The organism is Pseudomonas sp. PB120 (assembly GCF_009761815.1).
Classification (GTDB): Bacteria; Pseudomonadota; Gammaproteobacteria; order Pseudomonadales; family Pseudomonadaceae; genus Aquipseudomonas.
This window is the reverse complement of sequence record NZ_RWIN01000038.1, coordinates 180,067-205,314: the sequence shown is the minus strand read 5'-3', so window position 1 is coordinate 205,314 and position 25,248 is coordinate 180,067. Positions and strand designations below refer to the sequence as shown.

At 56.0% G+C, this 25,248-nt stretch carries 26 protein-coding genes; 14 read left to right on the top strand and 12 right to left on the bottom strand.

Annotation, left to right across the window (positions count from 1 at the left end; all coding sequences use genetic code 11):
• Nucleotides 1-51 precede the first annotated feature (51 nt).
• The 5 genes from EJA72_RS07250 to xylA all read right to left on the bottom strand — a co-directional run bounded on the left by EJA72_RS07250 (nucleotide 52) and on the right by xylA (nucleotide 6,385).
• A complete protein-coding gene (locus EJA72_RS07250; protein WP_157710800.1) occupies nucleotides 52-264 on the bottom strand; it encodes a hypothetical protein in 213 nt (70 codons plus the stop codon).
• An 807-nt stretch (nucleotides 265-1,071) separates the two neighbouring features.
• The gene (locus tag EJA72_RS07245) at nucleotides 1,072-2,208 is read right to left on the bottom strand and encodes a sugar ABC transporter permease (RefSeq protein WP_157710799.1); all 1,137 of its coding nucleotides are present in this window, start codon (nucleotides 2,206-2,208) and stop codon (nucleotides 1,072-1,074) included.
• On the bottom strand, nucleotides 2,209-3,765 hold the full coding sequence (gene xylG / locus EJA72_RS07240; RefSeq protein WP_157710798.1) for a D-xylose ABC transporter ATP-binding protein: 1,557 nt from the start codon (nucleotides 3,763-3,765) through the stop codon (nucleotides 2,209-2,211).
• Nucleotides 3,766-3,918: 153 nt separating this feature from the next.
• Nucleotides 3,919-4,920 carry a D-xylose ABC transporter substrate-binding protein gene (xylF, locus tag EJA72_RS07235; RefSeq protein WP_157710797.1) on the bottom strand — a complete coding sequence of 334 codons (1,002 nt, stop codon included), beginning with the start codon at nucleotides 4,918-4,920 and terminating at the stop codon, nucleotides 3,919-3,921.
• 148 nt (nucleotides 4,921-5,068) lie between these two features.
• Nucleotides 5,069-6,385, bottom strand: a complete 1,317-nt coding sequence (gene xylA, locus EJA72_RS07230) for a xylose isomerase (protein ID WP_157710796.1) — start codon at nucleotides 6,383-6,385, stop codon at nucleotides 5,069-5,071.
• A gap of 175 nt (nucleotides 6,386-6,560) precedes the next feature.
• Between xylA and EJA72_RS07225 the strand changes: the two genes are divergently transcribed.
• On the top strand, nucleotides 6,561-7,742 hold the full coding sequence (locus tag EJA72_RS07225; protein WP_157710795.1) for a DNA-binding transcriptional regulator: 1,182 nt from the start codon (nucleotides 6,561-6,563) through the stop codon (nucleotides 7,740-7,742).
• On the opposite strand, the gene EJA72_RS07220 is transcribed toward EJA72_RS07225, so the two are convergent.
• The 4 genes from EJA72_RS07220 to EJA72_RS07205 form a co-directional block, all read right to left on the bottom strand.
• A complete protein-coding gene (locus tag EJA72_RS07220) occupies nucleotides 7,739-8,179 on the bottom strand; it encodes a TspO/MBR family protein (protein ID WP_157710794.1) in 441 nt (146 codons plus the stop codon). The two genes, EJA72_RS07225 and EJA72_RS07220, sit on opposite strands and share 4 nt — an antisense overlap.
• Before the next feature lie 130 nt (nucleotides 8,180-8,309).
• Nucleotides 8,310-8,660 carry a hypothetical protein gene (locus tag EJA72_RS07215; RefSeq protein WP_157710793.1) on the bottom strand — a complete coding sequence of 117 codons (351 nt, stop codon included), beginning with the start codon at nucleotides 8,658-8,660 and terminating at the stop codon, nucleotides 8,310-8,312.
• Nucleotides 8,661-8,668: 8 nt separating this feature from the next.
• Nucleotides 8,669-10,138, bottom strand: a complete 1,470-nt coding sequence (locus tag EJA72_RS07210; RefSeq protein ID WP_256679644.1) for a DUF1254 domain-containing protein — start codon at nucleotides 10,136-10,138, stop codon at nucleotides 8,669-8,671.
• A 105-nt stretch (nucleotides 10,139-10,243) separates the two neighbouring features.
• A complete protein-coding gene (locus EJA72_RS07205; RefSeq protein ID WP_178129147.1) occupies nucleotides 10,244-11,656 on the bottom strand; it encodes a DUF1254 domain-containing protein in 1,413 nt (470 codons plus the stop codon).
• Nucleotides 11,657-11,753: 97 nt separating this feature from the next.
• On the opposite strand from EJA72_RS07205, the gene EJA72_RS29170 reads away from it, so the two are divergent.
• Together EJA72_RS29170 and EJA72_RS29595 are read left to right on the top strand one after the other, a co-directional pair.
• Nucleotides 11,754-12,293 (top strand): hypothetical protein, encoded by a 540-nt coding sequence (locus EJA72_RS29170; protein WP_256679643.1) that lies wholly within the window; start codon nucleotides 11,754-11,756, stop codon nucleotides 12,291-12,293.
• Nucleotides 12,294-12,418: 125 nt separating this feature from the next.
• Nucleotides 12,419-12,727, top strand: a complete 309-nt coding sequence (locus EJA72_RS29595; RefSeq protein ID WP_157710792.1) for a hypothetical protein — start codon at nucleotides 12,419-12,421, stop codon at nucleotides 12,725-12,727.
• A gap of 38 nt (nucleotides 12,728-12,765) precedes the next feature.
• Here EJA72_RS29595 and EJA72_RS07190 read toward each other — a convergent pair whose 3' ends face one another.
• The gene (locus EJA72_RS07190) at nucleotides 12,766-13,785 is read right to left on the bottom strand and encodes an amidohydrolase (RefSeq protein ID WP_178129145.1); all 1,020 of its coding nucleotides are present in this window, start codon (nucleotides 13,783-13,785) and stop codon (nucleotides 12,766-12,768) included.
• Nucleotides 13,786-14,410: 625 nt separating this feature from the next.
• Here EJA72_RS07190 and EJA72_RS07185 point away from each other — a divergent pair.
• From EJA72_RS07185 to EJA72_RS29165, 7 genes are all read left to right on the top strand, one after another.
• Nucleotides 14,411-15,160, top strand: coding sequence for a DUF72 domain-containing protein (locus EJA72_RS07185; RefSeq protein ID WP_157710791.1), 750 nt, complete (start codon nucleotides 14,411-14,413; stop codon nucleotides 15,158-15,160).
• Between the two features lie 210 nt (nucleotides 15,161-15,370).
• Nucleotides 15,371-16,399: an acyl-CoA dehydrogenase gene (locus EJA72_RS07180; protein WP_157710790.1), complete on the top strand. Its 1,029-nt coding sequence runs from the start codon at nucleotides 15,371-15,373 to the stop codon at nucleotides 16,397-16,399.
• A complete protein-coding gene (locus EJA72_RS07175; protein ID WP_157710789.1) occupies nucleotides 16,399-17,169 on the top strand; it encodes a PIG-L deacetylase family protein in 771 nt (256 codons plus the stop codon). The genes EJA72_RS07180 and EJA72_RS07175 overlap by 1 nt, the downstream gene beginning before the upstream one ends.
• A complete protein-coding gene (locus tag EJA72_RS07170) occupies nucleotides 17,166-17,765 on the top strand; it encodes an SAM-dependent methyltransferase (protein WP_157710788.1) in 600 nt (199 codons plus the stop codon). Before EJA72_RS07175 ends, EJA72_RS07170 begins: the two co-directional genes overlap by 4 nt.
• A gap of 131 nt (nucleotides 17,766-17,896) precedes the next feature.
• Entirely contained in the window at nucleotides 17,897-18,433 is a 537-nt protein-coding gene (locus tag EJA72_RS07165) for a hypothetical protein (RefSeq protein WP_157710787.1), read from the top strand.
• Between the two features lie 168 nt (nucleotides 18,434-18,601).
• Nucleotides 18,602-19,303: a glycosyltransferase family 2 protein gene (locus EJA72_RS07160; protein ID WP_157710786.1), complete on the top strand. Its 702-nt coding sequence runs from the start codon at nucleotides 18,602-18,604 to the stop codon at nucleotides 19,301-19,303.
• 60 nt (nucleotides 19,304-19,363) lie between these two features.
• On the top strand, nucleotides 19,364-19,576 hold the full coding sequence (locus tag EJA72_RS29165; protein WP_372240686.1) for a hypothetical protein: 213 nt from the start codon (nucleotides 19,364-19,366) through the stop codon (nucleotides 19,574-19,576).
• On the opposite strand, the gene EJA72_RS07155 is transcribed toward EJA72_RS29165, so the two are convergent.
• The gene (locus EJA72_RS07155) at nucleotides 19,567-19,848 is read right to left on the bottom strand and encodes a hypothetical protein (protein ID WP_372240684.1); all 282 of its coding nucleotides are present in this window, start codon (nucleotides 19,846-19,848) and stop codon (nucleotides 19,567-19,569) included. The two genes, EJA72_RS29165 and EJA72_RS07155, sit on opposite strands and share 10 nt — an antisense overlap.
• Nucleotides 19,849-20,201: 353 nt before the next feature.
• Here EJA72_RS07155 and EJA72_RS07150 point away from each other — a divergent pair, with 353 nt between their 5' ends.
• The 4 genes from EJA72_RS07150 (at nucleotide 20,202) to EJA72_RS07135 (ending at nucleotide 23,354) form a co-directional block, all read left to right on the top strand.
• The gene (locus EJA72_RS07150; RefSeq protein ID WP_178129143.1) at nucleotides 20,202-20,633 is read left to right on the top strand and encodes a DNA methylase; all 432 of its coding nucleotides are present in this window, start codon (nucleotides 20,202-20,204) and stop codon (nucleotides 20,631-20,633) included.
• Between the two features lie 217 nt (nucleotides 20,634-20,850).
• Nucleotides 20,851-21,990, top strand: coding sequence for a glutathione-independent formaldehyde dehydrogenase (locus tag EJA72_RS07145; protein ID WP_157710784.1), 1,140 nt, complete (start codon nucleotides 20,851-20,853; stop codon nucleotides 21,988-21,990).
• Nucleotides 21,991-22,089: 99 nt separating this feature from the next.
• On the top strand, nucleotides 22,090-22,914 hold the full coding sequence (locus EJA72_RS07140) for an alpha/beta fold hydrolase (protein ID WP_157710783.1): 825 nt from the start codon (nucleotides 22,090-22,092) through the stop codon (nucleotides 22,912-22,914).
• Between the two features lie 200 nt (nucleotides 22,915-23,114).
• Nucleotides 23,115-23,354: a hypothetical protein gene (locus EJA72_RS07135; protein WP_178129141.1), complete on the top strand. Its 240-nt coding sequence runs from the start codon at nucleotides 23,115-23,117 to the stop codon at nucleotides 23,352-23,354.
• Nucleotides 23,355-23,399: 45 nt separating this feature from the next.
• Here EJA72_RS07135 and EJA72_RS07130 read toward each other — a convergent pair whose 3' ends face one another.
• Nucleotides 23,400-25,223 carry an NAD(P)/FAD-dependent oxidoreductase gene (locus EJA72_RS07130; RefSeq protein ID WP_157710781.1) on the bottom strand — a complete coding sequence of 608 codons (1,824 nt, stop codon included), beginning with the start codon at nucleotides 25,221-25,223 and terminating at the stop codon, nucleotides 23,400-23,402.
• Nucleotides 25,224-25,248 lie beyond the last annotated feature (25 nt).

The following is a 25,248-nucleotide window of genomic DNA, read 5'->3' as shown; positions in this document are numbered from 1 at the left end:
TACGGATGGAAGGCTGACTCAATCGCAACCTTTATTCATCAAGAGACAAAGTTACATGTCAAATTGAATCCTGTGCACTTGCCCTGTATCTGCAGTGACCTCGGCTTGATAATTGCCAAATGGAAACGTAGCGTTGGTGTGTCCGGGGAGACCATTTGCCCAGAGGTCCACCATGTTTTGAAAGGCTCCAACCATAGGGGTCAGGCCATGATTGGCGGCAAACGCCATCAGATCGTTTGCTGCCGCGGGATTCCAGACTGCCATTTGATCACCTCTTGGTGTATCTAGAGATAGTTTTCGGGGAAGGGAAGGGGTTACATATCAAATTCTATTTTATCCACTTGCCCTGCATCTCCGGTGACCTCCGCTCGATATCGCCCAAAAGGAAATACGGCGTGAGCAAACCCGGGTAGAGCGTCTGCCCAGTTGTCCACAGTCTGTTGAAAGGCGCCAACAAGTGCATCCAAGTTATGGTTAGCAGCGAACGCCATCAGATCATTTGCTGCACTCGGCTTCCAGTGTGCCATGTGATTACCCTCAGTTAATCGAAAAAATGCAGGATTAGATGTTTCATATCGCTGGATAATTATGTATGGAAATCACTGATTCGCAACGTACCAATTGATAAGTTTACCCATTTGCCGATAGGTGGTATCGAGGCGGCCAGTGTTTTTTACTTCGGGCGTAAAGTGGGTGTTCGTGGCGATGGGAGGTTTGGCTGAATTTGGTTTTTATGTGCGGTGGGAGTTATTGTTTATATAGCTATTCGAAGTAATGTTTAGTTGCTTTGGGTTGCGGCGATTCAAGTGAGTTGCAATTAAGTTTAGAGGTGTTAAGTTGCTAGGGGAAGTGTAGTTTTAGAGCGGATGGTTCGACTATTTTGAAATGGGAAGTGTTGATTTTGACAGAGTCGAACGGCGTGAGCAAAACAGGGTGAGTGACCTGGTGCGGGTTCCGTCACCAGCGCTTTCTGCTCAAGCCGAAACCATTGATTGGGCTGCGTTACGACCGTCACGACGTCTGGCATCTCGCCAGACGCAAACTGTCGTGGATGACTTTATTGGCAACCGATCAGCGTCGTCCGGTCCGGGTGCTCACATCGACCCACACGGCCAACACCAGAATGCTGCCTTTGACGATCATCTGCCAATAACTGTCGACGTCGAGCATCGACATGCCGTTGTCCAGGCTGGTGATGACCAGCGCGCCGAGAAGGGCGCCGTAGACGGTACCGGAACCGCCGCGCATGGAGGTGCCGCCGATGAAGCAGGCGGCGATGGCGTCGAGCTCGCCCATGCTGCCGGCCGAGGGTGAGCCGGCAGCGAGGCGCGCGGTGTTGACCACACCGGCGAGGGCGCACATCACGCCCATGATGCCGAAAATCCAGAGCTTCACGGCCTGTACATTGATACCGGACAGGCGCGTTGCTTCCATATTGCTGCCCACTGAATAGACGCGTCGGCCGAACACGGTCTGACTGGTCACGTAGCTGAACACGCCCAGCAGAATCAGCAAAAGCAGGACCGGCACGGGGATGCCGTCATAACTGTTGAGCGTCTGGACGAAGCCGGCCAGCACTGCGCCGATCAACACCACGCGCATGATGTCACGCACCCGTGAGTGTGCCGCCAGACCGTGGAGGGCACGATTGCGCCGTTGTTTCCAGGTCAGGAACAACGTCAGTGCGAACAGCAGAACGCCCAGGCCCGTGCCGACCGTATGCGGTAAATAGCCCTGGCCAACGTAAACAAGCTCCGGTGATACCGGGGCGATGGTCGTGCCGCCGGTAATCCCCAGCAAAATGCCCCGGAAAGCCAGCATGCCGCCCAGCCCCACAATGAAGGACGGAATGCGCAGGTAGGCGGTCATGTAACCGTTGGCGAGGCCGATCAGCAGTCCGCACAAGGCAACAAGGGAAAGGTTCGCGAGCAGCGGTATGTGGTAGATCACGTCGAGAATCGCCGCCAGCCCACCGAGCAGCCCCAGCAGTGAGCCGACTGACAAATCAATCTCGCCGCTGATGATCACCAGCACCATGCCGCAGGCAAGAATCCCGGTGATGGACATCTGCCGCAGCAGATTGGAGAGGTTGCGCGGCGTTAAGAATCCGCCCTCGGTCTGCCAGCTGAAGAACAGCCAGATAACCGCCACGGCGATCACCAGCGCGAGCATTTTGTAGCGGGAGAAGAGTTGTTTGACCTGATTCATTTACGCGGTCTTCCGATCATTATTGTTATGGCGATCAGGTTGGTTGAGTGCAGCGACGAGCACCTGTTCCTGGGTGAGTCCGTGGTTGATGAAGTCGCCACGCAACTGGCCTTCTCCGATCACCAGAACGCGATCGGACACGCCGAGCACTTCTGCCAGCTCCGAAGACACCATGATGATCGACACACCTTCGGCCGCCAGCGCCCCCATCAACTTGTAAATCTCGTACTTGGCGCCGACATCCACGCCGCGGGTGGGTTCGTCGAGAATCAGTACCCTGGGTTTGGCCAACAGCATCTTTGCCAGTACGGCTTTTTGTTGGTTGCCGCCAGAGAGACTCGTGATCGGCAGCAGCGGGCTCGCCGTTTTGAGGTGCATGCGCGAGATTTCCCGGTCAATGCTGCCCAGTTCGGCTTCGGCATCGATGCGGGTCAGCTTCGAGTATCTGTCCAGCACGGCCAGGGTGATGTTCTGGCCGACGCCCAGGTCCGGAATGATGCCCTGCCGCTTACGGTCCTCGGGCACCAGGCACAGGCCGGCCTGGATTGACTTGAGCGGCGTGCCGGTATCGATGAGTTGGCCGTCCAGCCAGACTTCGCCTTCGTGGCGACCGGGGTAGGCGCCGAACAGCGCTGTCACCAGTTCTGTGCGACCGGCACCGACCAGCCCGGCGATGCCAAGGATTTCCCCGCGTTTGAGGACGAACGAAATATCATCGACGCGTTTGCGTTTGGGGGCGTCGACGTCGTAACAGGTGATGTGGCGGGCCTCGAAAATCACTTCGCCGATAGCGTGAGGCTCGGTGGGGTAGAGGTTACTCATTTCCCTGCCGACCATCTGGGTGATGATCTGTGGAATGTCCATGTCTGCCATGGCGGTCGTGGCGATGTGTTTGCCGTCACGAATCACCGAAATGGTGTCGCACACGGCGGCCACTTCATCAAGTTTGTGAGAGATGTAGACGCACGCAACGCCCTTGGCCTTGAGGTCGCGGATGATGTCGAGCAGCACCTCGATTTCCGAACGGGTCAGGGCCGAGGAGGGTTCATCCAGGATCAGCAGGCGTGCTTTTTTGTTCAGTGCCTTGGCGATTTCCACCAGTTGCTGATAGCCACCGCCGTACTGCGAAACCGGCAGCGATACGTTCATGTCGGGCACTTTCAGTTCACGCATCAAGGCTTCGGCGCGGTGGATCATCGCCGGGTAATTCATGCGCCCACCCGGTAGCGTCAGTTCATGGCCCATGAAGATGTTTTCGGCAACGGACAGGTCAGGGACCAGCGTCAGTTCCTGATGAATGATGACGATGCCGGCGGCTTCGGTGTCGCTGATCGATTGCGCCCTGAGCGGTTGACCGTCCCAGAGAATTTCACCGTCCCAGGTGCCATGGGGATACACCGCCGACAGAATCTTCATCAGCGTGGACTTGCCGGCGCCATTCTCGCCGCACAGCCCTACGCATTCCCCCGGCTTGACCTTGATGTCGATGCCGTTGAGCGCTTTGACACCGCCAAAGGTTTTGACGATGCCGTTCATTTGCAGCAGATAATCGGACATGGCGGAGACTCATAAGCGGGTACAAGACGAGTCCTGTAGGAGCGAGCTTGCTCGCGAAAAACACCAGGACAACGCGGGCATTCAGACAACCCACGTCATCGTTGACGTTTTTCGCGAGCGAGCTCGCTCCTACAGAGGGGTATTACGGGAGGATCACTTCCCGGCTATCTGCGCCTTGGTGTAGAACCCGTCCTGTTCCAGCAAATCGATGTTGTCCTTGGTCAATGCAGTCGGCGTGAGCAAGATGGTGTCGACTTTTTTGCTGCCGTTGTCGTATTGCGAGCTGTAGGCCGGTTTCTCGTTGCGTGCCAGTTGCACCGAGAGCCTGGCGGCTTCGGAGGCGATGAGTTTCAGTGGCTTGTACACGGTCATGGTTTGAGTGCCTTCGATCACTCGCTTGACCGCTGCAAGGTCCGCGTCCTGCCCCGAGATTGGCACCTTGCCGGCGAGTTTCTGCGCGGCCAGTGCCTGGATGGCGCCGCCTGCCGTGGCGTCATTGGACGCGACGATGCCATCGATCTTGTTGTCGTTGCGGGCCAGGGCGTTTTCAACAATGTTCAGCGCTTCGGTGGGATTCCATTCCTTGACCCACTGTTGGCCGACGACTTTGATATCGCCCTTGTCGATGGCCGGTTGCAGGACTTTCATCTGACCTTCACGCAGGACTTTTGCGTTGTTGTCGGTGGGCGCGCCGCCGAGCAAAAAGTAATTACCCTTAGGCGCTGCGTGCAGCACGCCGCTGGCCTGCATCTCGCCGACCTTTTCGTTATCGAAGGAAATATAAGCGTCGATATCGGCGTTTAGAATCAGACGGTCATAAGACACCACCTTGATGCCAGCCTTCTTCGCTTCGGCGACTGCGTTGGTCAGTACCGTGGCGTTGAACGGCACGATGACGATCACATCGACGCCACGGGAAATAAGGTTTTCGATTTGCGAGATCTGCTTCTGCTCGTTGGCGTCAGCCGACTGCACGAAGACTTTGGCGTCCATCTTTTCCGCCGCCGCGACGAAGTAATCGCGGTCACGCGACCAACGCTCCAGTCGCAGGTCATCAATGGAGAAACCGATTTTCGGATGGGCAGAATCGGCCATCGCCGGCAACGACAGCAGAGCCAGAGCGCCGGCCAATAGCGTGCGTTTTACTTTCTTCATGGTGGTGCGTCCTTTTATTGTTGTTTGAAAGACACTGCCTGACGATGAGTATCGGGCTGGTAGAACTGTAGAGAATCGGCAGGCGCAGCGGACACAGATTTGTCGTGCGAATGTCACAGCGTTACTGCGCCGCAGACTTCGTTGGCGATCAGCGATGGATAAACCGGTTGACGACGTTTTCGAGCATCTCCTGCCTGCCGCTCACGGCTTGTGGATTCAGTTCGTTGGCGAACGCATGTTCGGCCAATGTCTGAAGGTTGAACTCGCCCTCCAGCACCGCCTGCCCAAACGGCTGTTGCCAACCGGCATAGCGCTGATCCTTGAACTGCTGGAGCCTGTCGTTCTGCACCATGGCGGCCGCCCGTTCCAGTGACAGGGCGAGGATGTCCATTGCGCCGACATGGCCTTGGAACAGGTCGATCTCGTCGAGGCTTTGGCGGCGAACCTTGGAGTCGAAGTTGAATCCGCCATTGGTGAAACCACCGGCCTTGAGAATTTCATAGGTGACCAGAGTCATTTCTTCGACGCTGTTGGGGAATTGATCGGTGTCCCAGCCGTTTTGCGGATCGCCGCGGTTGGCGTCGATGCTGCCGAAAATCCCCAGTGAGACGGCCGTCGCAACCTCGTGATGGAAACTGTGCCCGGCGAGGGTCGCGTGGTTGCCCTCGATGTTGACCTTGATTTCGTTCTCCAAGCCGAACTGCTGGAGAAAGCCGAAAACGGTGGCGCTGTCGTAATCGTACTGGTGCTTGGTGGGCTCCTGGGGCTTGGGTTCGATCAGCAGGTCGCCTTTGAAACCAATCTTGTGTTTGTGCTCGACCACCATGCGCATGAAGCGACCCAGTTGTTCGCGTTCACGCTTCAAGTCGGTGTTGAGCAGGGTTTCGTAGCCTTCTCGACCGCCCCACAACACGTAGTTTGACCCTTTCAAGCGTTGGGTGGCGTTCATGGCGCTGAACACCTGAGCGGCGGCGCAGGCGAACACTTCGGGGTCCGGGTTGCTGGCGGCGCCTGCGGCAAAGCGCGGGTTGCTGAAGCAGTTGGCGGTTCCCCATAGCAGTTTGATCCCGCTGTTTTCCTGATGCTGCTCCAGGTGGTCAACCATTTGCGCGAAGTGGTTGCGGTATTCCCGGAGCGAATGGCCTTCCGGTGCGACATCGGTGTCGTGGAAGCAGTAGTAGTCGATACCCAGTTTGGAGAAGAACTCGAACGCGGCTTCCGCCTTCCCGATGGCCAGTTCCATTGGGTCCCCGGCGTGCTGCCACGGGCGCTTGAAGGTACCGGCACCAAACACGTCGGAGCCCGGCCAGACGAAGGTGTGCCAATAGCAGGCGGCCATGCGCAGGTGTTCGCGCATGGGTTTGCCGAGGATGATTTTATCGGCGTCGTAGTGGCGGAAGGCGAGGGGAGAATCGCTGGCAGGGCCCTCGTAGCGGATCTTGTCGACATCGGGGAAGTACGGCATGGCAATGTCCTTGTTGTTCTTGGCGGTGTCTCGATACTAACAACGGCTCCGTGCCTGCTGATTATGAAAGTCACCAACAGAGGGTGCGATTTTGCGTATTGAGATTTGTCGTTCCCACGCCTAGTCTCTGCACACCGCCTCGGTGATCACCGGCCCCGGAACAAGAATAAAAACAATGAAAACAGTACCGCCTGTTCACCGTATTGCCCTGCTGTTCAACGGCAGCAAGATCTACGACCGTGGCATCATCAGCGGCATCGGCAATTACCTGAGCAGCACTCGCGCATCCTGGGACCTGTTTCTGGAAGAAGACTTTCTCTGCCGACTGAAAGGGATCGAGCGCTGGCAGGGTGACGGGATCATTGCCGATTTCGACGATCCGCTGATTGGCGAGGCGCTGGCTGGCAGCGAGCTGCCTGTGGTGGCGGTGGGTGGTTCCTATCAGGATGAGCGCGCCTACCCCAAAGGAATTCCGTACGTCGCTACCGATAACGACGCGTTGATCACATTGGCTTACGAGCACTTGATCGAGGCGGGGCTGACGCGTTTTGCCTGCTTCAGCCTGCCGGAGGCACAGGCCAATCGATGGGCCCAGGAGCGGGAAAAATCCTTTCGACGACTGATGAAACGTGACGGCCTGCAGGCCGAGGTCTATCGCGGCATGGGGACCAGCGCGCCGCTCTGGGACAGCGCCGTCGAGCAACAGATCGCCTGGCTGCAAAGCCTGCCCAAGCCCATCGGCATCATCGCCGTCAGCGACGCCCGCGCCCGGCAGTTGCTGCAAGCCTGCCTGACCGCCGGGATCGCCGTGCCGGAACAAGTGGCGTTGATCGGCATCGACAACGACCCCCTGACGCGCAGCCTGACCCGGGTTCCGCTGAGTTCGGTTATCCAGGGCACCGAAACCATGGGCCGTACCGCCGCGCAACTGCTCCATCAGATGCTGCACGGCATGCCCTCCACGGGCACGCACATTCTGATCCCCCCTGATGCGATCAACGTGCAGGCGTCGAGTTTGCATCAACCCTTAGGCAACCCTCATGTCATGCGGGCGCTGATGTTCATCCGCCAATATGCGTGTCAAGGCATCAAGACGGCGCAGGTGGCGGCTTATGTCGGGGTGTCGCGCTCATCGCTTGAGGCGCACTTTCGCAACGTGCGGGGCTGCAGCGTGCACGACGAGATCCTGCGCTTCAAACTGGGGGCTGCCACCAGCGGCCTGGAGAATACCCACTCGGCAATTGCCGACATTGCGCGCAATTGCGGCTTCAAATCCGCGCAGTATTTGCACACGGTGTTTCGTCGAGAATTTGGCTGTACGCCTCGTGAGTATCAGCAGGGCGCCAGGGGCAACTAACGGTTGTTGCGCAATATGAAGAAATTCAACGCGCCCGCTAAACAAAGCCACACAAGGTAAGGAAACAGGATCAAGCCAGTGATCACGTCAAGCTGCAAAGCCAAAAACACCATCACAGCGACCACCAGCCAAAGCAGCGTGAGGATCACCATGCTGGCGAGAACGTGGTGAGCGCCGAAAAATACCGGTGTCCATAGCGTATTAAGCGCAATCTGCGCGGCCCAAAAAGCCAGCACACCCTGACTGCCTGGTATCTGGGTCAACCGATATCCAGCCCAAGCGAGCAACAGGTAAATAGTCGTCCAGGCGACTGGAAACAGCCAGTTGGGTGGCGTGAAGCCGGGTTTGGCAAGCGACTCATACCACTGGCCCGGTTTGAAAAAAAAGCCTGTGCTGGCCGCTGCTCCGCATGCGAGGAGGAAAATATAAAATGTCATCACCTTTCCTTAGCCGAGGTCAGTTGTCTTGAGTGGCGAAGCCATGCCCACTGCATTGAAGAGAAGACGCCAGGTAAAGTGAAAAGTTTGGGGAGAGATGGCATTTTTCTGTTTCCCGAGCGCGAGCCACTCATAAGGTCGAAGCAGTTTGCATCTTCGTAACCACAGCGCCGAACATGAATTTGCTGCCACCGATGCGGAGTTCGATCTGATGACTAGCTACTGTCGAGCCCCGGATGAGGATGAGCGGCTCCAAATTGAAATTCACCGCGTTTGACGAGCAGTGCCACCTTGAGTTGAGTTTGGGATGTCCGCTTCTGGAAGATTGCTGCTTGTCGCGGCGGGCTGCTTCCGACCCATAGCTGCCGGTCAGCAGTGACCGAATTCGGCTAAAAGCAGTCATTGATGACTTGCGAACAAAGGCAATAAACGTCAGCCGCAAAAAAGCGAACTTACCTGATGCGGCTGACGCACGTTTCACCGCACTATTCACTCAACCAATTCAACATCCGCCAGCTTGAAGCGCTTGTCGTTCAGCTCTTCGGTGCCGCCATAAAAGCGCATGGCCGGTAGCGGTCGTTTGCCGGCAGTGGGAATCCAGTTGTTTTCCAGTCCGGCAGGCGGTTTGGGGCCAATGTAGATAGTGACGCCGCCGTCGGCGTTTTTCTTCATGGCATCCAGGTCGTAAGAGGACAACGTCGTGCGATTGCTATCGCTATAGATGAACGACATGGTGTCACGGTTATAAACGGTCAACGCCCAGAACTGCTTGACCGGCATTTTTGCCGGTACATCGATCTTGTAGTTCTTGCCCGCTTCGAGCGGTTTTCCGTTTTTATCCGCCATGGCCATCAGGTATTGAGTGGCGGGTGACGCGCTCAATTCCTTCGGCATGTAGGTGCACCAGAAGTACTCCGCCGCACGTCCGATCAGATCAATACTGTCGGTGTATTCAAAAGAGAAACGCTTGTTTTCATCGGTCATCAGCAGCGAGGCATAGTGGCGATCCGGCCAATAGAATTTGTCTTTTGGCATGTTATCGAACCAGTGCTGCAGGTAGAACCAGGCATCGATTGCTGCCTGGCGCATGGCTTTTTTAGTGACCTCGTCCGGAGCAAAGGGCTTGCCCGGTTCGATGCCCAGTGAACGCAGCATCCCGATCATCACCTTGTCCTGTGGCCGCGCCGGTTCAGTGCTCAGCACCGCATGCATGTCGGCGAAGTGACGTTCGTCATAGAACGGTAGCGTCGGGTAAATCTTGTCGATCGGGTCAATGAAGCGTTGCTGCGGTGGATTGTTCGCGTCTGCCAGGTAATACATGCGCAGTTTCTTTGCATATTGGTAGGCGTCATCAGCGGTTTTACCGGGGGCGCGAACCGAGCGAAAGGCGAGGGCAATTCGATAGTTGGGGGACGGAACGTGAATGTAGCCGGCTGGCACTTCACCCTTGTAACCCGGTGGAGTGAACAGCAATTTGCCACCCTTGCCCTTGTCCAGTCCCGATGGGCCAACGTCGGCGATCGTCAGCTGCCACGCATCCACCACTTGCCCGTAGACGCTGCCTTCGTCGCTGGCGGCGGGCAATTCGAGAACCACCGGGCCTTTTTTCAGGTCGGTAAAGGCCGTGATGTAAGGCGTGCTGCTGTTGGCAGTAATGGCCTCCAGTTTCGGTGTTGCCGGTGCCGAGTAGGCAATGATGTCGTTATCTTTGACCCCCAGGTTGTCAAAGGCAGCCCGCCTGAAACTGTAGATGGCAACCGCCGGCATGTTCCAGAGCACGGCCTCGAACGCGCGCTGGTATTTGATCTGGTAGTCGAAGTCCTGAATGGAACTGTGCGAGCCCGGAGGTGGTTGCCCACCCTGGGTTTCCTGTCCATCTGCGGCGAAACTCGCCTGGTGGCCACCCAGCACTGCAATGGCCAGCCAGGTGACAGTGAAGGTCCTGAACCTGTGCATCATGAAGACTCCCTCAATCGATCGGTGATGGGCAGGCAAGCGATGAACACTTGTAGGCGAATGTTGAACCATGCACCCGCCAGGTCATCCAGGCGGATCATGGATACATCAGTTGGTCTTGTTGATCTGCGGAAGTGCCCATTTCCCGGACAGGATGTCGTTTGAAGGTTGATACAGGCGCAGGATCACGTAGAACTCGCCCTCGGGGGCGGGCAACCAGTTGGCGGCGTTTTCACCTTCCGGCTTGGTGTGGGAGATGGGGATGGTGATCGAACCGTCCTGGGCGACTTTCAAGCCCTTCGTATCGGGCCCGACCTTGTATCGCCCCAGTTCGTTATCAACCAGCATCTTGTCACCGGCGTTGTACACGGTCAGTGACCAGAAGGCGCCTACCGGCGGTGCCGAGTCCAGTTTCACGACATACTGATTGGCGCCGCTGAGGGTCTGACCTGCGCTGTCGGTGTAACGAATCGGGTACATCGCCTCGTGCTCGCCCTGGCCACCCAGATAGGGCCCTGCGATCATCGCGCGCAGCGGGTAGTTGAAGCCGAAGCTGTCCAGGCCCGTCACCCAGTTCCAGCCATTGCGCACGGTTGCTGTACTGGCAAACGAGGAAATTGCGACAGAAGGGGCAATCGCCAGGCCTTCAACCATCCCCTTGCGCATTGCCGGGTCAAGTTTGCTGGGATCGAAGCCCTTTTCCGTCAAGCCGATCCGAGAGAATTGTCCGAACAAGGCCGCGTCAGCAGGTTTGACGGGATTGCTCTTTAGTGCAGCCGCCAGTTCGGTGAAGAACCCCAGTTCATCATCGCCCGTGTCCGGCAGCGGCGGCAGCGTTTGGCCCGTATGGGGTTTACCACTCAAAGGGGTGAGCGTGAACCTCTTCTGAAGCGCCAGGACCGGTGCCACATCCTCACCCTGTTTCAGGTGCAGGCGGCCCCATAGCCACACCTTGCTGGTCGAGACATCCAGGCGCTTGGCATCCTTGGGCAGTGCGCCCTTCCAGCCCGGCGGCACCAGGACATACTTGCCGGCCTTGGTTCCCGTCGTGCGTCGGCCGATGTAGTGCTCAAGCTCCTGCCACATGTTGAACACATCCACTACGTAGTAGCGGTCATGGGTATCGGGCACGGTCAAGACATAAGGCTCGGTCAGGTCGACGACCGCACTCAAGTAATAGGTATCGTTGTTGGCGGTCGGCATGTCCTTGGCTGCCGGGGACGCCAGCGAGGTAGCCCAGCCGATTTGATTCAGACCGCCTCGATAACTGGTATCGGGCTTGGGAGAGGGCACATTGGTATATTCGCGGGCGACCCGTTCCATCCGCACCAACGGATAACCCCAGTTATAGGCAGAGATGGCCAGGCTGTAGCCATCGGCTTGCAAACCCTTTTGTACGACTTCCGGCGATGCAGGCGTCGAGAGAAGAAGATCGGGTTGTGTTGCCTGTGCGTACATGGCGTAGGTCATCGAGAGATACAGCGGTGCAACCATCAACAATACTTTGCGTGAACGCGTCATCAGATCACCTTGCCTTGAGAAAGTCAGACCCGCACCATGGGCTCTCCCTGTCGGGCAGGCCAATGGATGTCTGCAAGAACGCTAGGCGCTCAACCTGATGTCGTCAAACCACTCGCTCTTTTTGATGCATGATCGGATTCGTGTGAAGTCCAATGTCTGCTTTGGGTCGAAATCAATCTTTCGAGACTGGCAGCTAATGGCCGTTCTCTGCCGGTCGTCATTCCAGCATGCGCTGTTCAAGTCGCTGCAAATGACTGGTCAGTTGTGTTGCAAACGGGGGCTAGGCCTTGCAACTCCAAAAGCCCAGTCGCCGCCTGGGCTCTTTTCTGCCCGCTCATCCGCTCAGTCGCACACTTTTAACCTGCCAATTTCAAACGATTACGGCCCAGAAAAGCTGGACCTCATAGGTGAGGTGGGTATGTCTATCGATTTGAGTGTTCAAAACCAAACACAAGGTTTCTTTCCATCCAAACCTGAGCCAGGTTCTGATGAGCCGACGCTAGATCCAGACGATCCGAAGAAATACGACCCGTTGAAAAACCCAAGCGATGATCGTCCAGAAAACCAGAAGGAATCAGGTGAGAGAACTACCCCAGAGGCGGATGAACAGACACCGCTTTCAGATGATAGGAGATAGGAAAATAAACCCGGCCAGTGAGCCGGGTTTTTCTTCTCCGTTCGTCCACTGCGCTGCACTTGTAACGCTTTGCCGTTTCTCATGTTTACGCACGGACATCCCGCGCATCAATACGGAGGTTCAGCATGGACATTGACGAGAACGCACCTGGCAACAAATCACAGCAGCCCGAAACGCGCACGACGGACAACGAAACCGGCCATGACCCCAAGAAGGACGAGGCCGAAGTTCCGCTGCCTCCCGACGACGAGACTCCTGTCGACGAAGACATGACTGACGTGGTCGCAAATAACTCGGTGTCGAGTGAGCATCCAGAAGCGGGGCAGAGCAGTAGAGTCAATAACCCTGATGCGGCACCACAGATGAACGATCTGGACGAAAACGATCAGGAAGCTCGCGGTATGCCTGCGAGTGATCCTGAATCAGGTGCCTGAATCGGTTCGGAAGATTTCCGGTTTTGGCTAATTGTGGTTCACGCAGTAAAGCCAAACAGGCGTGCCGGGGTGTCCCAAAGAATCTTCTGACGGTCACTGGCCTCCGGGAACATCTCGCCGAAGTTGGTCAGAACAGTGCCCAACTCCATGTTTTGACGCGCGCGCAGAAACGGCCAGTCGGTGCCCCACATGCAGTTGTCGGCGGAGAAGGCTTGCAGCAACGCGAGTTGGTAGGGTTTGGCATCGGCGTAGGGGTAACTCTGCTTGGAGTATTGCGACAACCCGGAGAGTTTGACGAAGGTGCGTCCGTTGCCGGCCAGAACCAGCAGTGCCTGGAAAGCCGGCTGTTGCAAACCGGCACTGGCATCAGGGCGGCCGGAGTGGTCGATCAGCACCCGGGCACGCGTGCGCTCAATCAGGGGCAATAGTGCAAGTAACTGGTCATCTTTCACCTGGACCTGGGCGTACAGGTCGAGCTCGGCCAAACGTCCCATCAAGGTGTCGATCTTCAAAAAACGCTCGGGGCCCAACAGCGCCGCATTGAGCGCCACACCGACGACACCTTGGGCCTTGTACTGCGTGAGCGCCTCGCTGGAAATGTCGTTCGGCACTACAACCACACCTTTGTGCCGACCTTTATTGCGCGCCAGGGTGTCGAGCAGGCAACGGTTGTCGTAGCCATAAGCAGAGGTCGGCTGCACGATCACGGAATGACGAATGCCAAAGGCCTGCATGACCTGCTCGTAATACGCTGCAGGGCCGACCTCCGACCCCGCCGGCTGGTAGGTAGAGTCTGCAGGGTAGGGGAATTGTGCAGGGTCGATGATGTGATGGTGGCAATCAATTTTGGGCTGTGACAACAGGCTGAGCAGTTGGCGATCCATGACTGTACCTTGCGAGTGATCGGTGCCCGCTTTGTTTGCACTGTGCTGGGTATCACCGGTGGTGGCCCGGCTCAGCATCGGCAGACCCAAAGCGGCGCTGGCGGTCAGCATAACGGAGCTATTTTTCAGCAGCGTGCGGCGGGACAAACCGCTGTCATCGAGAGTTTTGGCCATGTTCAAACCCTGTTTTATAAGTATGTGCGGCCACAGAGAGTTCATCACTGCCACCGCTGTTGACCTTAAGGCAAGTGCCTGGACAACGTCGTCTGTGAACTCATTAAGCAGGTATCGGTTTTATTTATGGGCGCGAAACCGATTGATCAAATGGAACCCCCACACGAGATGGATACGACCTATCCGCACTGAAAGCGTCAACGGCGCGAACTTTCATTCACTTCTGTTGGTCGACAAAATTCCAGCCTCACGGGTGCATCCGGTGACTCAAGTGCTCAGTGTCTCAACCGATACATGGGTGGGAGTTAAAAAAACAAGAATGGGTGATAGCGATGAATTGTCTTATCTGTGTCGGCGTGGCGGAGCGCATTCAGTGTAACGGTCCGTGGGAGGAGAGAGATTGTCCGGACTGCGGGCGCTATCGGGTTTCTGATGAGCTCCTGTTGTCGTTGATGGATCAGGGCCAGATCTTCGATGTAAACAAAACCAGAGTCTGGTTGGCCAACCGACGCAAAGAGGGCATTACACCTTCAATCGAGCTTCATGAAGCGCTACTGCGCCTATAGGCGTTCTCGACGGCGTCAAACCGCTCTGTGCGCTAGACCTTTTCGGTGGGACTCGATCGATGCCTCTAGCTCAAACCACTTCAACCCACCAGACGATTTTCATTGGGTGCGCGGGATGGACCGTAGGTCGCGAACAGGCCGCAACCTTTCCTGAGGAAGGTACCCACCTGCAACGCTACGCCTCGCAACTCAATTGTGTCGAAATCAACAGCTCGTTCTACCGCCCGCATCGTCATAGTACCTACGCGCGCTGGGCTGACTCTGTGCCGAAAGCATTTCGTTTTTGCGTAAAAGTGCCCAGGCAAATCACTCATGAACGGCGGTTGGTCGATTGTGAAGAGGCGCTGCAAGCGTTCATTGGCCAATGCACCGGGCTGGGCGAGCGCCTGGGTTGCATGCTCTTGCAGTTACCGCCCTCACTCGCCTTTGATGAAGTGGTTGCAGAAAGCTTCTTCATAACGCTGAAACAACAATACAAAGGGCCGGTGATAGTGGAGCCTCGGCATGAATCGTGGGTGCATGCCACTTCCTTGCTAATGGCTTATCAGATTGCCCAGGCGGCAGTCGATCCATCACGGTTGAGCACCGACACGTCACCTGCAGGAACGAGCGAAGTGCAGTACTGGCGACTGCATGGTTCACCTCGCATTTACCACAGCGCATACGATCTGCCGTACTTGGAAACGCTTGCGAGAAAGCTGCAAATCACAACGGCTGAAGGCGCAATGGTGTGGTGTATTTTCGACAACACGGCCAGCGGCGCGGCCCTGCGCAATGCATTGGAACTGTCGGCCTTGCTTTCGAAATAAGCAAATTCATTTATCCGACTTTCAGCCGAGCGATAGGCAACGAGTGAGAGCCAACACTTCAACTGGCGAGTAACGGCCGTCATTTCAATGAACTCCTGCAGGACGCTTGCCTCTGAACATCAAGGGCGGTCTGCCGCAGGTTCTAGTTCCGACATTGCGTCAGATGCTCATCAAACCCGGAATTGAGTTCCACATCAGGGAGAAAGGGCTATGAGCAGCGCGGCAATCTTTGAAAAACTGCTGAACGATTTTGCAGCCCGCCCCGTGTTGACGGCACCGGATAACACACTGCAGCGCGTGATGCTCGAGCTCATTCAAGGTGGATTCACCACATTGCCCCTGCCCGGACAAGGCCACACGCTTGACCGGTGGCGGGCATTGTCTGCCGTTGCCGCTAGCGATTTGGCATTGGTCAAATTGTTCGAAGGTCACACCGATGCACTGGCAATCATGAAGGAGCTTGAACCCGGCGAACCGATTGCTGATGGCACATGGGCCACTTGGGCGGCGGAACCTCACTTTGCCCGGGTCAAGATCATTGATCGCCAGGCAGATCTTGTTTACATGCAAGGCCGCAAAGCCTGGTGTTCCGGCGCCCCCATGCTTGACCAGGCCCTTATGACCGCCTGGGATGAACATTCGCGACCGCAACTGGTGTGCGTGGATTTACATCAGGCGAACATCAGGAGAGTGGAAGATGCTTGGCAGGCGGTGGGTATGGGAAGCACTGCCAGCGTTGATGTGGAATTTGAAGGGGCGGTCGGTCGTTGCATCGGATCACCCGGCCAATATCTTGATCGGCCGGGTTTCTGGCAGGGGGGCGGGGGAATTGCGGCCTGTTGGTATGGCGCGGCCTGCGCGCTGGCCAGTTATCTTCGCGAGCACTGTAAACAAGCCCACCATGATGCGCATTCTGCTGCTCATCTTGGGGCGGTGGACGCTGCGCTTTGCGCTGCTTCGGCGTCCTTGAGGGAAACCGCATTGTGGATTGATGCCAACCCTCGGCGCTCTGCAGAAATCCCTGTCCGACGGTTACGTGCCCAAGTAGAACTGGCGGTCAACGGAGTACTCGAACACGTGGGACGAGCACTGGGCGCAACGCCGTTCTGCCGTAACGGCCATTTCGCCAGGCTCGCTGCCGATTTGCCGGTATTCCTGAGGCAAAGTCACGCCGAGAAAGAGCTGGCGGCGCTTGGAGAACTGATCGCCGCGCAACCGGTTTCCGGGTGGTCGCTGTGATGCGGGAGCAGGCCGCACAGGCAGAGAATCTCATTGTCGGGGCGGGCACCTCGTTGGCTGAGTGGCAAACCAGTTTGGCATTATCGCGCGTGCCGATCATTGCTCATCATCAATTGGTGCCCATGGGGCGGCGCCTGGTGGTAGTCGCCCCCCACCCAGACGATGAAGTCCTTGGGTGCGCCGGCATACTATCCGGAATGAAGGGGCGAGAGGCCGATGTGCTGATGATCGCAGTCACCGATGGCGAAGGCAGCCACCCCGAATCGCTGGAGTGGACACCTTCACGACTGTGTCAGCAGCGCCCGCTGGAGAGCCTGCACGCTCTCGACCGATTGGGGCTTGATACCCGTGTTTTGAACTGGCGACGATTGAGATTGCCGGATAGCCGTGTGGCGGAGCATGAGGATCAATTAGTAGACACTCTGATGGACATCATTCGTCCTGGAGATCGGGTGATCTCGACCTGGAGACGCGACGGACACTGCGATCATGAGTCGACGGGGAGGGCAACCGCTTACGTGACGACTCAACAAGACGCCTGTTTGATTGAGGTACCGATCTGGGCATGGCACTGGGCAGGACCGGAGGATCCGAGAATCCCTTGGGCGCGGGCACACAAACTCATGCTGGATGCGCGGGTATTGGCCAGCAAGCGCTTAGCAATTCGCGCTCATTGCTCTCAAGTCAGCCCCGATGGCGATACCCCGGCAGTGCTTGAAAGCGAAACCCTCGAGCGACTTTTGCAACCCTTTGAAATGGTGTTTCTATGAGTGTATCGCCTGACTACTTCCAGCAACTGTTCAATGCCAGTGACGACCCCTGGTCTTTTCGCACTCGCTGGTACGAGAAGCGTAAACGCGAGCTGACGATGGCGTGTCTGCCCCGTCAGCGTTATCAGCGTGTTTTCGAGCCTGCCTGCGCTAACGGTGAGCTTAGTCTCCTACTGGCCGAACGCAGTGAATCATTGCTGTGTCAGGACATCATTGACAAAGCGGTAACGCTCGCGCGCCGTCGATTGAGTCATTTGCCTCATGTGCGCGTCGAGCCGGCGGGTATTCCCGATGACTGGCCCGAGGGTACTTTCGACCTGATCGTGTTGAGCGAAGTCGGGTATTTTCTGGATGTGGATTCCTGGCAAACAGTTATCGAAAATACGTTGCTCAGCCTTGGGCCAGAGGGGGGCGTGCTGGCCTGCCATTGGCTCCACCCGATTGAAGGGTGCTCGCAGGATGGTCGCGATGTTCATCTGGCACTTGCCGAACACCTGCACCTGCACCGTGGGTTGCGTTATGAAGAGGCGGATTTTTTAATTGAATACTGGAGCCGTAAGCCGTCGTCGATTGATCTTGACGAGACTTACGAATAATCAGAAGGCCAGCGACCTCAGGTAATTGCCAAAGCTTTCCAGGTAACGGCAGTCTGTGATGCAGGTTAATGGAATGAAACCCGTTCCACAGGGGTCAATGGTTATGACTCATCTTTTAGGACGAATCCGATTTGCCGAGAATTTTGACCTCTCAACTAAGCGATACTGAACTCACTGCGCGCGATGCAAAGATGTTTGGCTCTCCCAAAGAGCGCCTGGATTTCTACCGTCGAGAGATTCAGTACGAGACCGCCATTTTATCCAATCGAACAAACGCGTACCTGACTGCGCAATCTTTTTTGGTGATCGCGTTCGCGTCCTGCATGGCCAACGTCAATCCAGAATGGGGCAAGTTATTTACGTTAGTGGTGCCTCCCTTCCTGGCGCTTCTGGGTATTCTCAGTTCGTTGAATGCCTGGCCTGGCATCCGCGCAGCGTATGACATCATCGATCATTGGTATTACAAGCAGAGCGAGCTGCTCAGAAGTGAACCGGTGATGGGGTTGGCGTATGACGAGTCGCCGTTGTTCAGTGAACGTGAGTCCAGCCATAAGGGATATCGTCCGGCGCTGCTTTTTTCAGTACGTACCCCGTGGATATTTGCGGCGTTTTGGGTATTGCTTGCCAGCTGGGCAATCTATATCCAGGTTACTAATCCAGGTGCTTAACGACCGTTATTGCATCGGAGTAAGGCGTTTGCCAAATCCCTCCATCCGTTACCATTTTCAAATCGCCCCCAAATGTCGGTAGACACTCTCGTAATTTTTTAAACCTAATGGTGCATCGGATGGTCGACTGCTGGAGCCATTAAACTCTGGTAACCGGGGATAAATTTTATGATAGGTGTGGTGATACCTGCCCATAATGAAGAGAGCCATATCACTGCCTGTCTTTCATCCATTTTGTTAGCCGCTGAACATCCGGGCCTGGCAGGCCAGCCAGTCTCGATAGTCGTGGTTTTAGACGATTGCTCCGACCAGACAGAGCAGATCGTTTCAGCTCATGGTGTCAGCGGTATTGAGGTTTCTTTCAAGAACGTGGGCAAGGCAAGGGCCATCGGTGCAGATCACCTGCTGGCAGCTGGCGCGAAATGGCTTGCCTTTACTGATGCCGACACCGTAGTGCCACGGGATTGGTTGGCCCGCCAGATTGAATTCAAGGCCGATGCAGTCTGTGGGACAGTCGAGGTGGATAGCTGGAATGACCACGGTGAATTGGTACGTTCAAAGTACATGAAGCTTTACCAGTTCATCGAAAACCATCGACATATCCACGGCGCCAATCTTGGTCTGAGTGCCGAGGCCTACCGTAACGCTGGAGGGTTCCAGCATCTGACTGCGCACGAAGACGTCCACTTGGTCGCTGACCTCAAGAGGGTCGGTGCTCATATCGTTTGGACTGCGACCAACCCTGTGATCACCAGTGCCCGTAAGGATTACAAATGTCGTGGAGGGTTTGGCGAATACCTGGCCAATCTGGGGGCGTCACTGGGGTTACCTGCACTTGACCCACAGGTGAGTGCCGGCGTCTCTCTTTAATAAACGGCATGTGTTGGAGGCGTCACGTTGGAGTACATCGATTACCTGCAGTGGCCGGCCATGGTGGTAACAGTTGCCTCTGCCTGGTTTATCGGTTCGCAAAGAGCGTATCGACGGATGATCGCTTTTTGGGGATTTATACTCAGTAACGCGCTATGGGTTATCTGGGGACTTCATGCGGACGCCTACGCCCTGATACTCCTTGAGTGCATACTTATGGGGATGAACGCGCGAGGCTTTAAAAAGAATCTCGATGGCCACCATCAGTCCTGAGAATGCTCGTTTTCCTTACCCTTCGAGTTTTTCCTGAACCCTCGAAGATTCATCAGGAAAAGACAGACCTGCAAGACGATTAATGCATACGCCCCAGCATAGACTCCCCAGATCACCCACAACACGTTGCTCAAACTGAAGCATACGAATCCGATCATTCGTCGTCTTGGTCGCTGCGATCCGATTAGCCATGCGGCGAGAACGGTCACAACCATCGCGGGCCATTGAACCCAATCCAGGTAAGCCAAAATTTCCTCCCCGCACAATTCCATGAGCTGAATCGTTATGTGAATGCCACTCTAGTCAATCGGGGTTTTGATGGCTGGGTAAAGCTTTCGATTTTCCAAGAATGTAGCAGGGGTGAAGCTGCCCATTAGGATGGGTTGTGACGACCACCGATATCAATGACCAGCCTTCATGAAGCTTCAGGTTAGCTTCGTTAACTGACAGCGCTTCCATGACTTGGCTTGTCTCAGATAGATGCATTGGGTCTATCTCCATCACTTGGGATCACCATTAGGCGCCACGCATGAATAAGGGTTCCTTTATCCATGCCTCACTCAGTTGAATCGTTCGCCGCAGCGATGCGGTCTACATTGAGACCATGGCCTGAAGGAATGAACCAGTGAGCAATCTGATCAGCGCACATGACTTACAAATCGACCTTCAAGGTGCAAATGAAACCGGGCTCTTCAAATGGCTGCTTGCCAGTTTTCTGATGGGCAAAAGAATTCAGGGGGCGATTGCTGCCAAGGCGTATCAGATTATCGTCGAGCAACACAGACTCGATACGCCACAGAAAATCGCGCATTGCACTCACCGTCAGTTGGTGGTGATGCTAGGTCAGGCTCACTACGTCCGTTATGACGAGACTACGGCGTCGCGGTTATTGGCATTGGCCAACAAGATGAATGCTGAATACGACGGCAAGGTCAGCAACATCGTTGCGACTAGCGGTGATCGTCAGGCGTTCGAAAAACGCTTGTCTGAATTTGAAGGTATAGGGCCAAAGACTGTCGAGATTTTTATGAGGGAAGCCGCTGCTGTTTTGTATTGAGGGGCGAATTTAGAAGCCGTTCTGAGCCTTCATCACTGCACGCGACTCGGAAATAGAAAGCAGCGTACTCATTTAATTCATTGTTTTCGACATTCAGTGCCGCGCAGTACCGTCCGTCAGACATGCCTCTGAAACGATTGAACGGAGGTGCTTGCCCTTCAGACAGATAAGTCTGAGCAGACGAATTTTTCCGTCGCCTTGCTAACGGGAGAACACCATGAAAGCTATCGTTTATAACGGCCCGCGTGATGTCAGCGTGCAAAATGTCGCGGATGCCAGAATTGAGAAATCCACTGACGTCCTGGTTCGAATCACCACAACCAATATCTGTGGATCGGACTTGCACATGTATGAAGGCCGTACATCAATGGAGACCGGAAGGGTATTTGGCCACGAGAATCTCGGTGAAGTGATCGAGGTCGGCGCTGGCGTTGATCGCGTAAAAGTCGGTGACCGGGTTTGTCTGCCGTTTAACATTGGTTGCGGGTTTTGCGAGAACTGCGAAAAAGGCCTGACCGGTTTTTGCCTGACCGCCAACCCCGGTAACGCTGGTGCCGCTTATGGATTCGCCGATATGGGGCCTTACCAAGGCGGGCAAGCTGAACTGCTCCGCGTGCCGTATGCCGACTTCAATTGTCTGGTACTACCTGAAGATGCTGAGGAGCGCGAGGATGATTACGTCATGCTCTCTGACATCTTTCCGACCGGCTGGCACGCGACTGAACTGGCTGGCCTCTTGCCAGGTGAGAGCATCGCGATTTACGGAGCTGGCCCGGTCGGTTTGATGGCTGCGCACTCGGCCATGATCAAAGGCGCGTCTCAAGTCTTCGTTGTCGACAATCATCCCGACCGTTTGAAGCTGGCCGCCCAATTGGGAGCGACCCCAATCAACTCACTTGAGAAAGAGGCGGTGGATCAGATTCTCAATCTGACCCATGGCAAAGGCACCGACCGTGGTTGCGAGTGTGTGGGTTATCAGTGCTGCGACCGCCACGGCCATGAAGCCAATCATCTGACCATGAACAACCTTGTCGCCTCCACAAAGGCCACTGGCGGCATCGGCGTTGTTGGCGTGTTTGTGCCGCAAGATCCAGGGGCCGAAAACGAGCTCGCCAAGCAAGGCAAGATGGCATTCGATTTCGGCTCTTTCTGGTTCAAGGGGCAGCAGATCCGCACCGGTCAAGCCAACGTCAAACACTACAACCGCCGCCTCGCCGAGCTCATTCATCACGGTCGGGCCAATCCTGCACAGATCATCTCGCATCGCCTGAAACTCGCCGAAGGGCCGGACGCCTACAAGCATTTCGATGCACGCGATAAGGGCTGGACGAAAGTTGTGCTCAAGCCAGCGGCTTGACTCGTTCTGGTATGTCTCCGCCGGCTGTCAGGCAGCAGGCTGGTTTCTTAGCCGCGGAAGCCGGATAAGGAGCGTGCCCGTAGACCCAAAGGCGGAATCATGACAACGCACAAACTGACCGTTAATCACTGGCAGTTGAACGTTTCAATCAGTGGTGAAGGCTCGCCGCTCCTTTTGCTCAATGGCTTGGGTGGTTTGATCCGTACCTTCGATCCCCTGCGCGATGAACTGACGGACTACACCACCATTACGTTAGACGTGCCAGGAGTAGGGAAATCGCAAATGCCCCGCTGGCCAATACGTCTGCCGCGCCATGCCGACTTGATCGCCGAGATGCTCCAACAATTGGGAATCGACCAACTCGACGTATTCGGCGTGAGTTGGGGCGGTGCATTGGCGCAAGAGTTCGCCCTGCGTTACCCGAGCATGGTGCGCCGCCTAATCCTTGCGGCCACCTCTGCAGGCCCGGTTGTGCTGGTGAAACCCGCCGACATCGTGGATTTTTTTGGCAGCCGCAAAGGTTCCAAATTGCACAAAAAAGATGACTCGCGTCATTCGATAAGGACGCTGCTGCGATTCGGTGTAGTCAAAGGCATGCTCAGCGTTAATCCGCGAGCGTATTACTACCAGCTTGTTGCCTTAATCGGCTGGACAAGCGTGCTTCGGCTGTTCCGTCTGCGACAACGCACGCTGATCCTGACAGGCGACCGCGACACCTTGGTGCAGGTGTACAACGCACATATTATGCGCCGCAGCATCCGCCGCGCTGAACTGCACATCCTGGAGGGTGAGGGACATTTTTTCGTGGTTACCAGCGCAAGGCAAACTGCACAGTTGATTCGCGAATTCCTTTGCCAGCAGCACGACGATGAAGAGACCGCACAGATGATTAGCGATGGCACCTTCAAGCCAAGCCTGCTGTAACCAAAAGGCGTCAGACGTTTTCGCTTACTAACCTGCAGACGCTGTTGTGTAAGTCGGCGCGGTTGACGAAAAAAATATGCAAAATCGATCAGACTATCTCGACTCCCAGAAATATTGAACGGCTATTGGAAGGGATTACCTAATGATTAGCTTGTGGACATTTCCACAGTCAACCTGCCAATACCGGCATGCTTCGAGAGGTGGTCAACGTGGCTAAAGACGATAAGAAAAGCAAAGGTGATGCTTCGAAAGCCAGCAAGGATTTGAAAGACAAAAAATCATCACCGGAAAAGAAATCAACATCGGCCTCGGCTCTTTCCAAATCTTCCGGGAAGAAGAAGGATGCCGAACCTAAGAAATCTGCAAAAAAAGCTGATAGCAAGCCAGAAAAAGCCAAGAAATCAGATAAAGCAGAAAAGTCGGCTAAAAAGAAAAAGTGATACCTACGAAGAGGGGCGCCCAACCACGGCTGGGCGCCATTTGACTCAGCCGGTGTGGTGACTCTTTGCTAGGCCATAGACGGATGTGTCGATGCCTTCAAACCGCGCTTTCAACTGCAGCGCCAGATACAGCGAGTAATGCCGTGACTGGTGCAGGTTGCCACCGTGGAACCAGAGGTTGTCCTGCTGCGTGGGCTTCCACATGTTCCGCAGTTCGCCCTCGTACGGGCCAGGGTCATTCGTGGTGCCAGAACCCAATCCCCAACACCGGCCGACCTTGTCAGCGACTTCCTGGGAAATCAGCTTCGCCGCCCATCCATTCATCGAGCCGTAGCCCGTGGCGTAGACGATCAGATCGGCCGGCAGTCGGCTGCCATCGTTGAGCACAACGGCATCGGCTTCGATGCGTTCGACACCCAGGCCAGGGGCGCTCTTGAGCTTGATCGTGCCGTTAGCGATCAGTTCGGAGGCGCCGACGTCGATGTAGTAACCAGAACCACGGCGTACATATTTCATGAAAAGGCCAGACTCGTCGTCACCGAAATCGAGCATAAACCCTGCTTTGGCCAGGCGATCGTAGAAGTCCTTGTCGCGCTCCTTGATCGCGTCAAAGATGGGCTGATGAAAGCTTGGCATTACTTTGTAGGGGATTGAGGCGAACAGCATGTCGGCCTTGTCTGTGGTCAACCCGGTCTCCAGGGCGTCTTCCGAGTAGAGCCCGCCGAAAACAAGGTCCATTAGGCTGTCGGAACGCACGATGTGGGTGCTGGAGCGTTGCACCATGGTCACCTCGGCGCCGTTCTCCACCAGGTCGGCGCAGATGTCATGTGCCGAATTGTTCGCACCGATGACCACGGCGCGCTTGCCGCTCCAGGCGTCACCGCCAGGATGGCGACTGGAATGATGCTGCTGGCCATTGAAAACCTCGGCACCCGGATAACCTGGAACATTGGGTACGCCAGACATGCCGGTGGCCAGGATCAGTTGGGTAGGCTGTAACGTCACACGCTCGCCATCACGCCGCACTTCAACCTTCCAGGTACCACTTTGTTCATCAAAGCTGGCGCTCACGCATTCCGTGCGCGGCCAATAATTGAGCTCCATGACTTTGGTGTACATTTCCAGCCAGTCGCCTATCTGGTCTTTTGGGGTAAAGACGGGCCAGTGATCGGGGAAGGGCAGGTAAGGCATATGGTCGTACCAGACAGGGTCGTGCAGGCACAGCGACTTGTAGCGACCGCGCCACTGATCGCCAGGACGCTCGGCTTTGTCGACGATCAGGGTGGGTACGCCCATTCGCTTGAGTCGCGCAGCCAACCCCAGCCCCCCTTGGCCACCGCCTACGATCAGGCAATAGGGTTGGGTGGTGATACCCAGCGAAGCTTCTTCATCGCGTCGGCGCTCCAGCCAGTTGCGTTTGTCTGCGTGGGCGTGACCATGACTGGCACCCATCGGGCGACGGCGACCGCTGGGCTCTTCAAAGCCTTTGAGCTCGCGCATGGTCGTCAGCAGCGTCCAGCACAGGCCTTCCTTCAGGCGCACGTAGCCTTTGCCTCGCGCCGCTTCGGTTTCCAGGCTGATCCAGCCCTCCAGCACACCGTTATTCAACGAAGCCTCACCTTCCACTTTCCACCCTTCGGGGCGAGTCTGGTTTAGGCGTGTTTCGAGCATGTCTCGGATGGCAGGCTTGCCTTCCAGGGTGACCAGGTTCCAGCTGAAAAGGAGCAGGTCACGCCAGTGACACTCTTCGGCAAACAGTTCCACGGTGCCGTTCACATCACGTTGGGCGAGACGCTCGCCGAGGTTTTCGACCCAAGCCGCGAGCTGAGCAGTTGGCGTGTTCAGGGGTGTTTCGACAGCAATGTTCATGGGCTTCTCCGATCTTGTTGTTTTT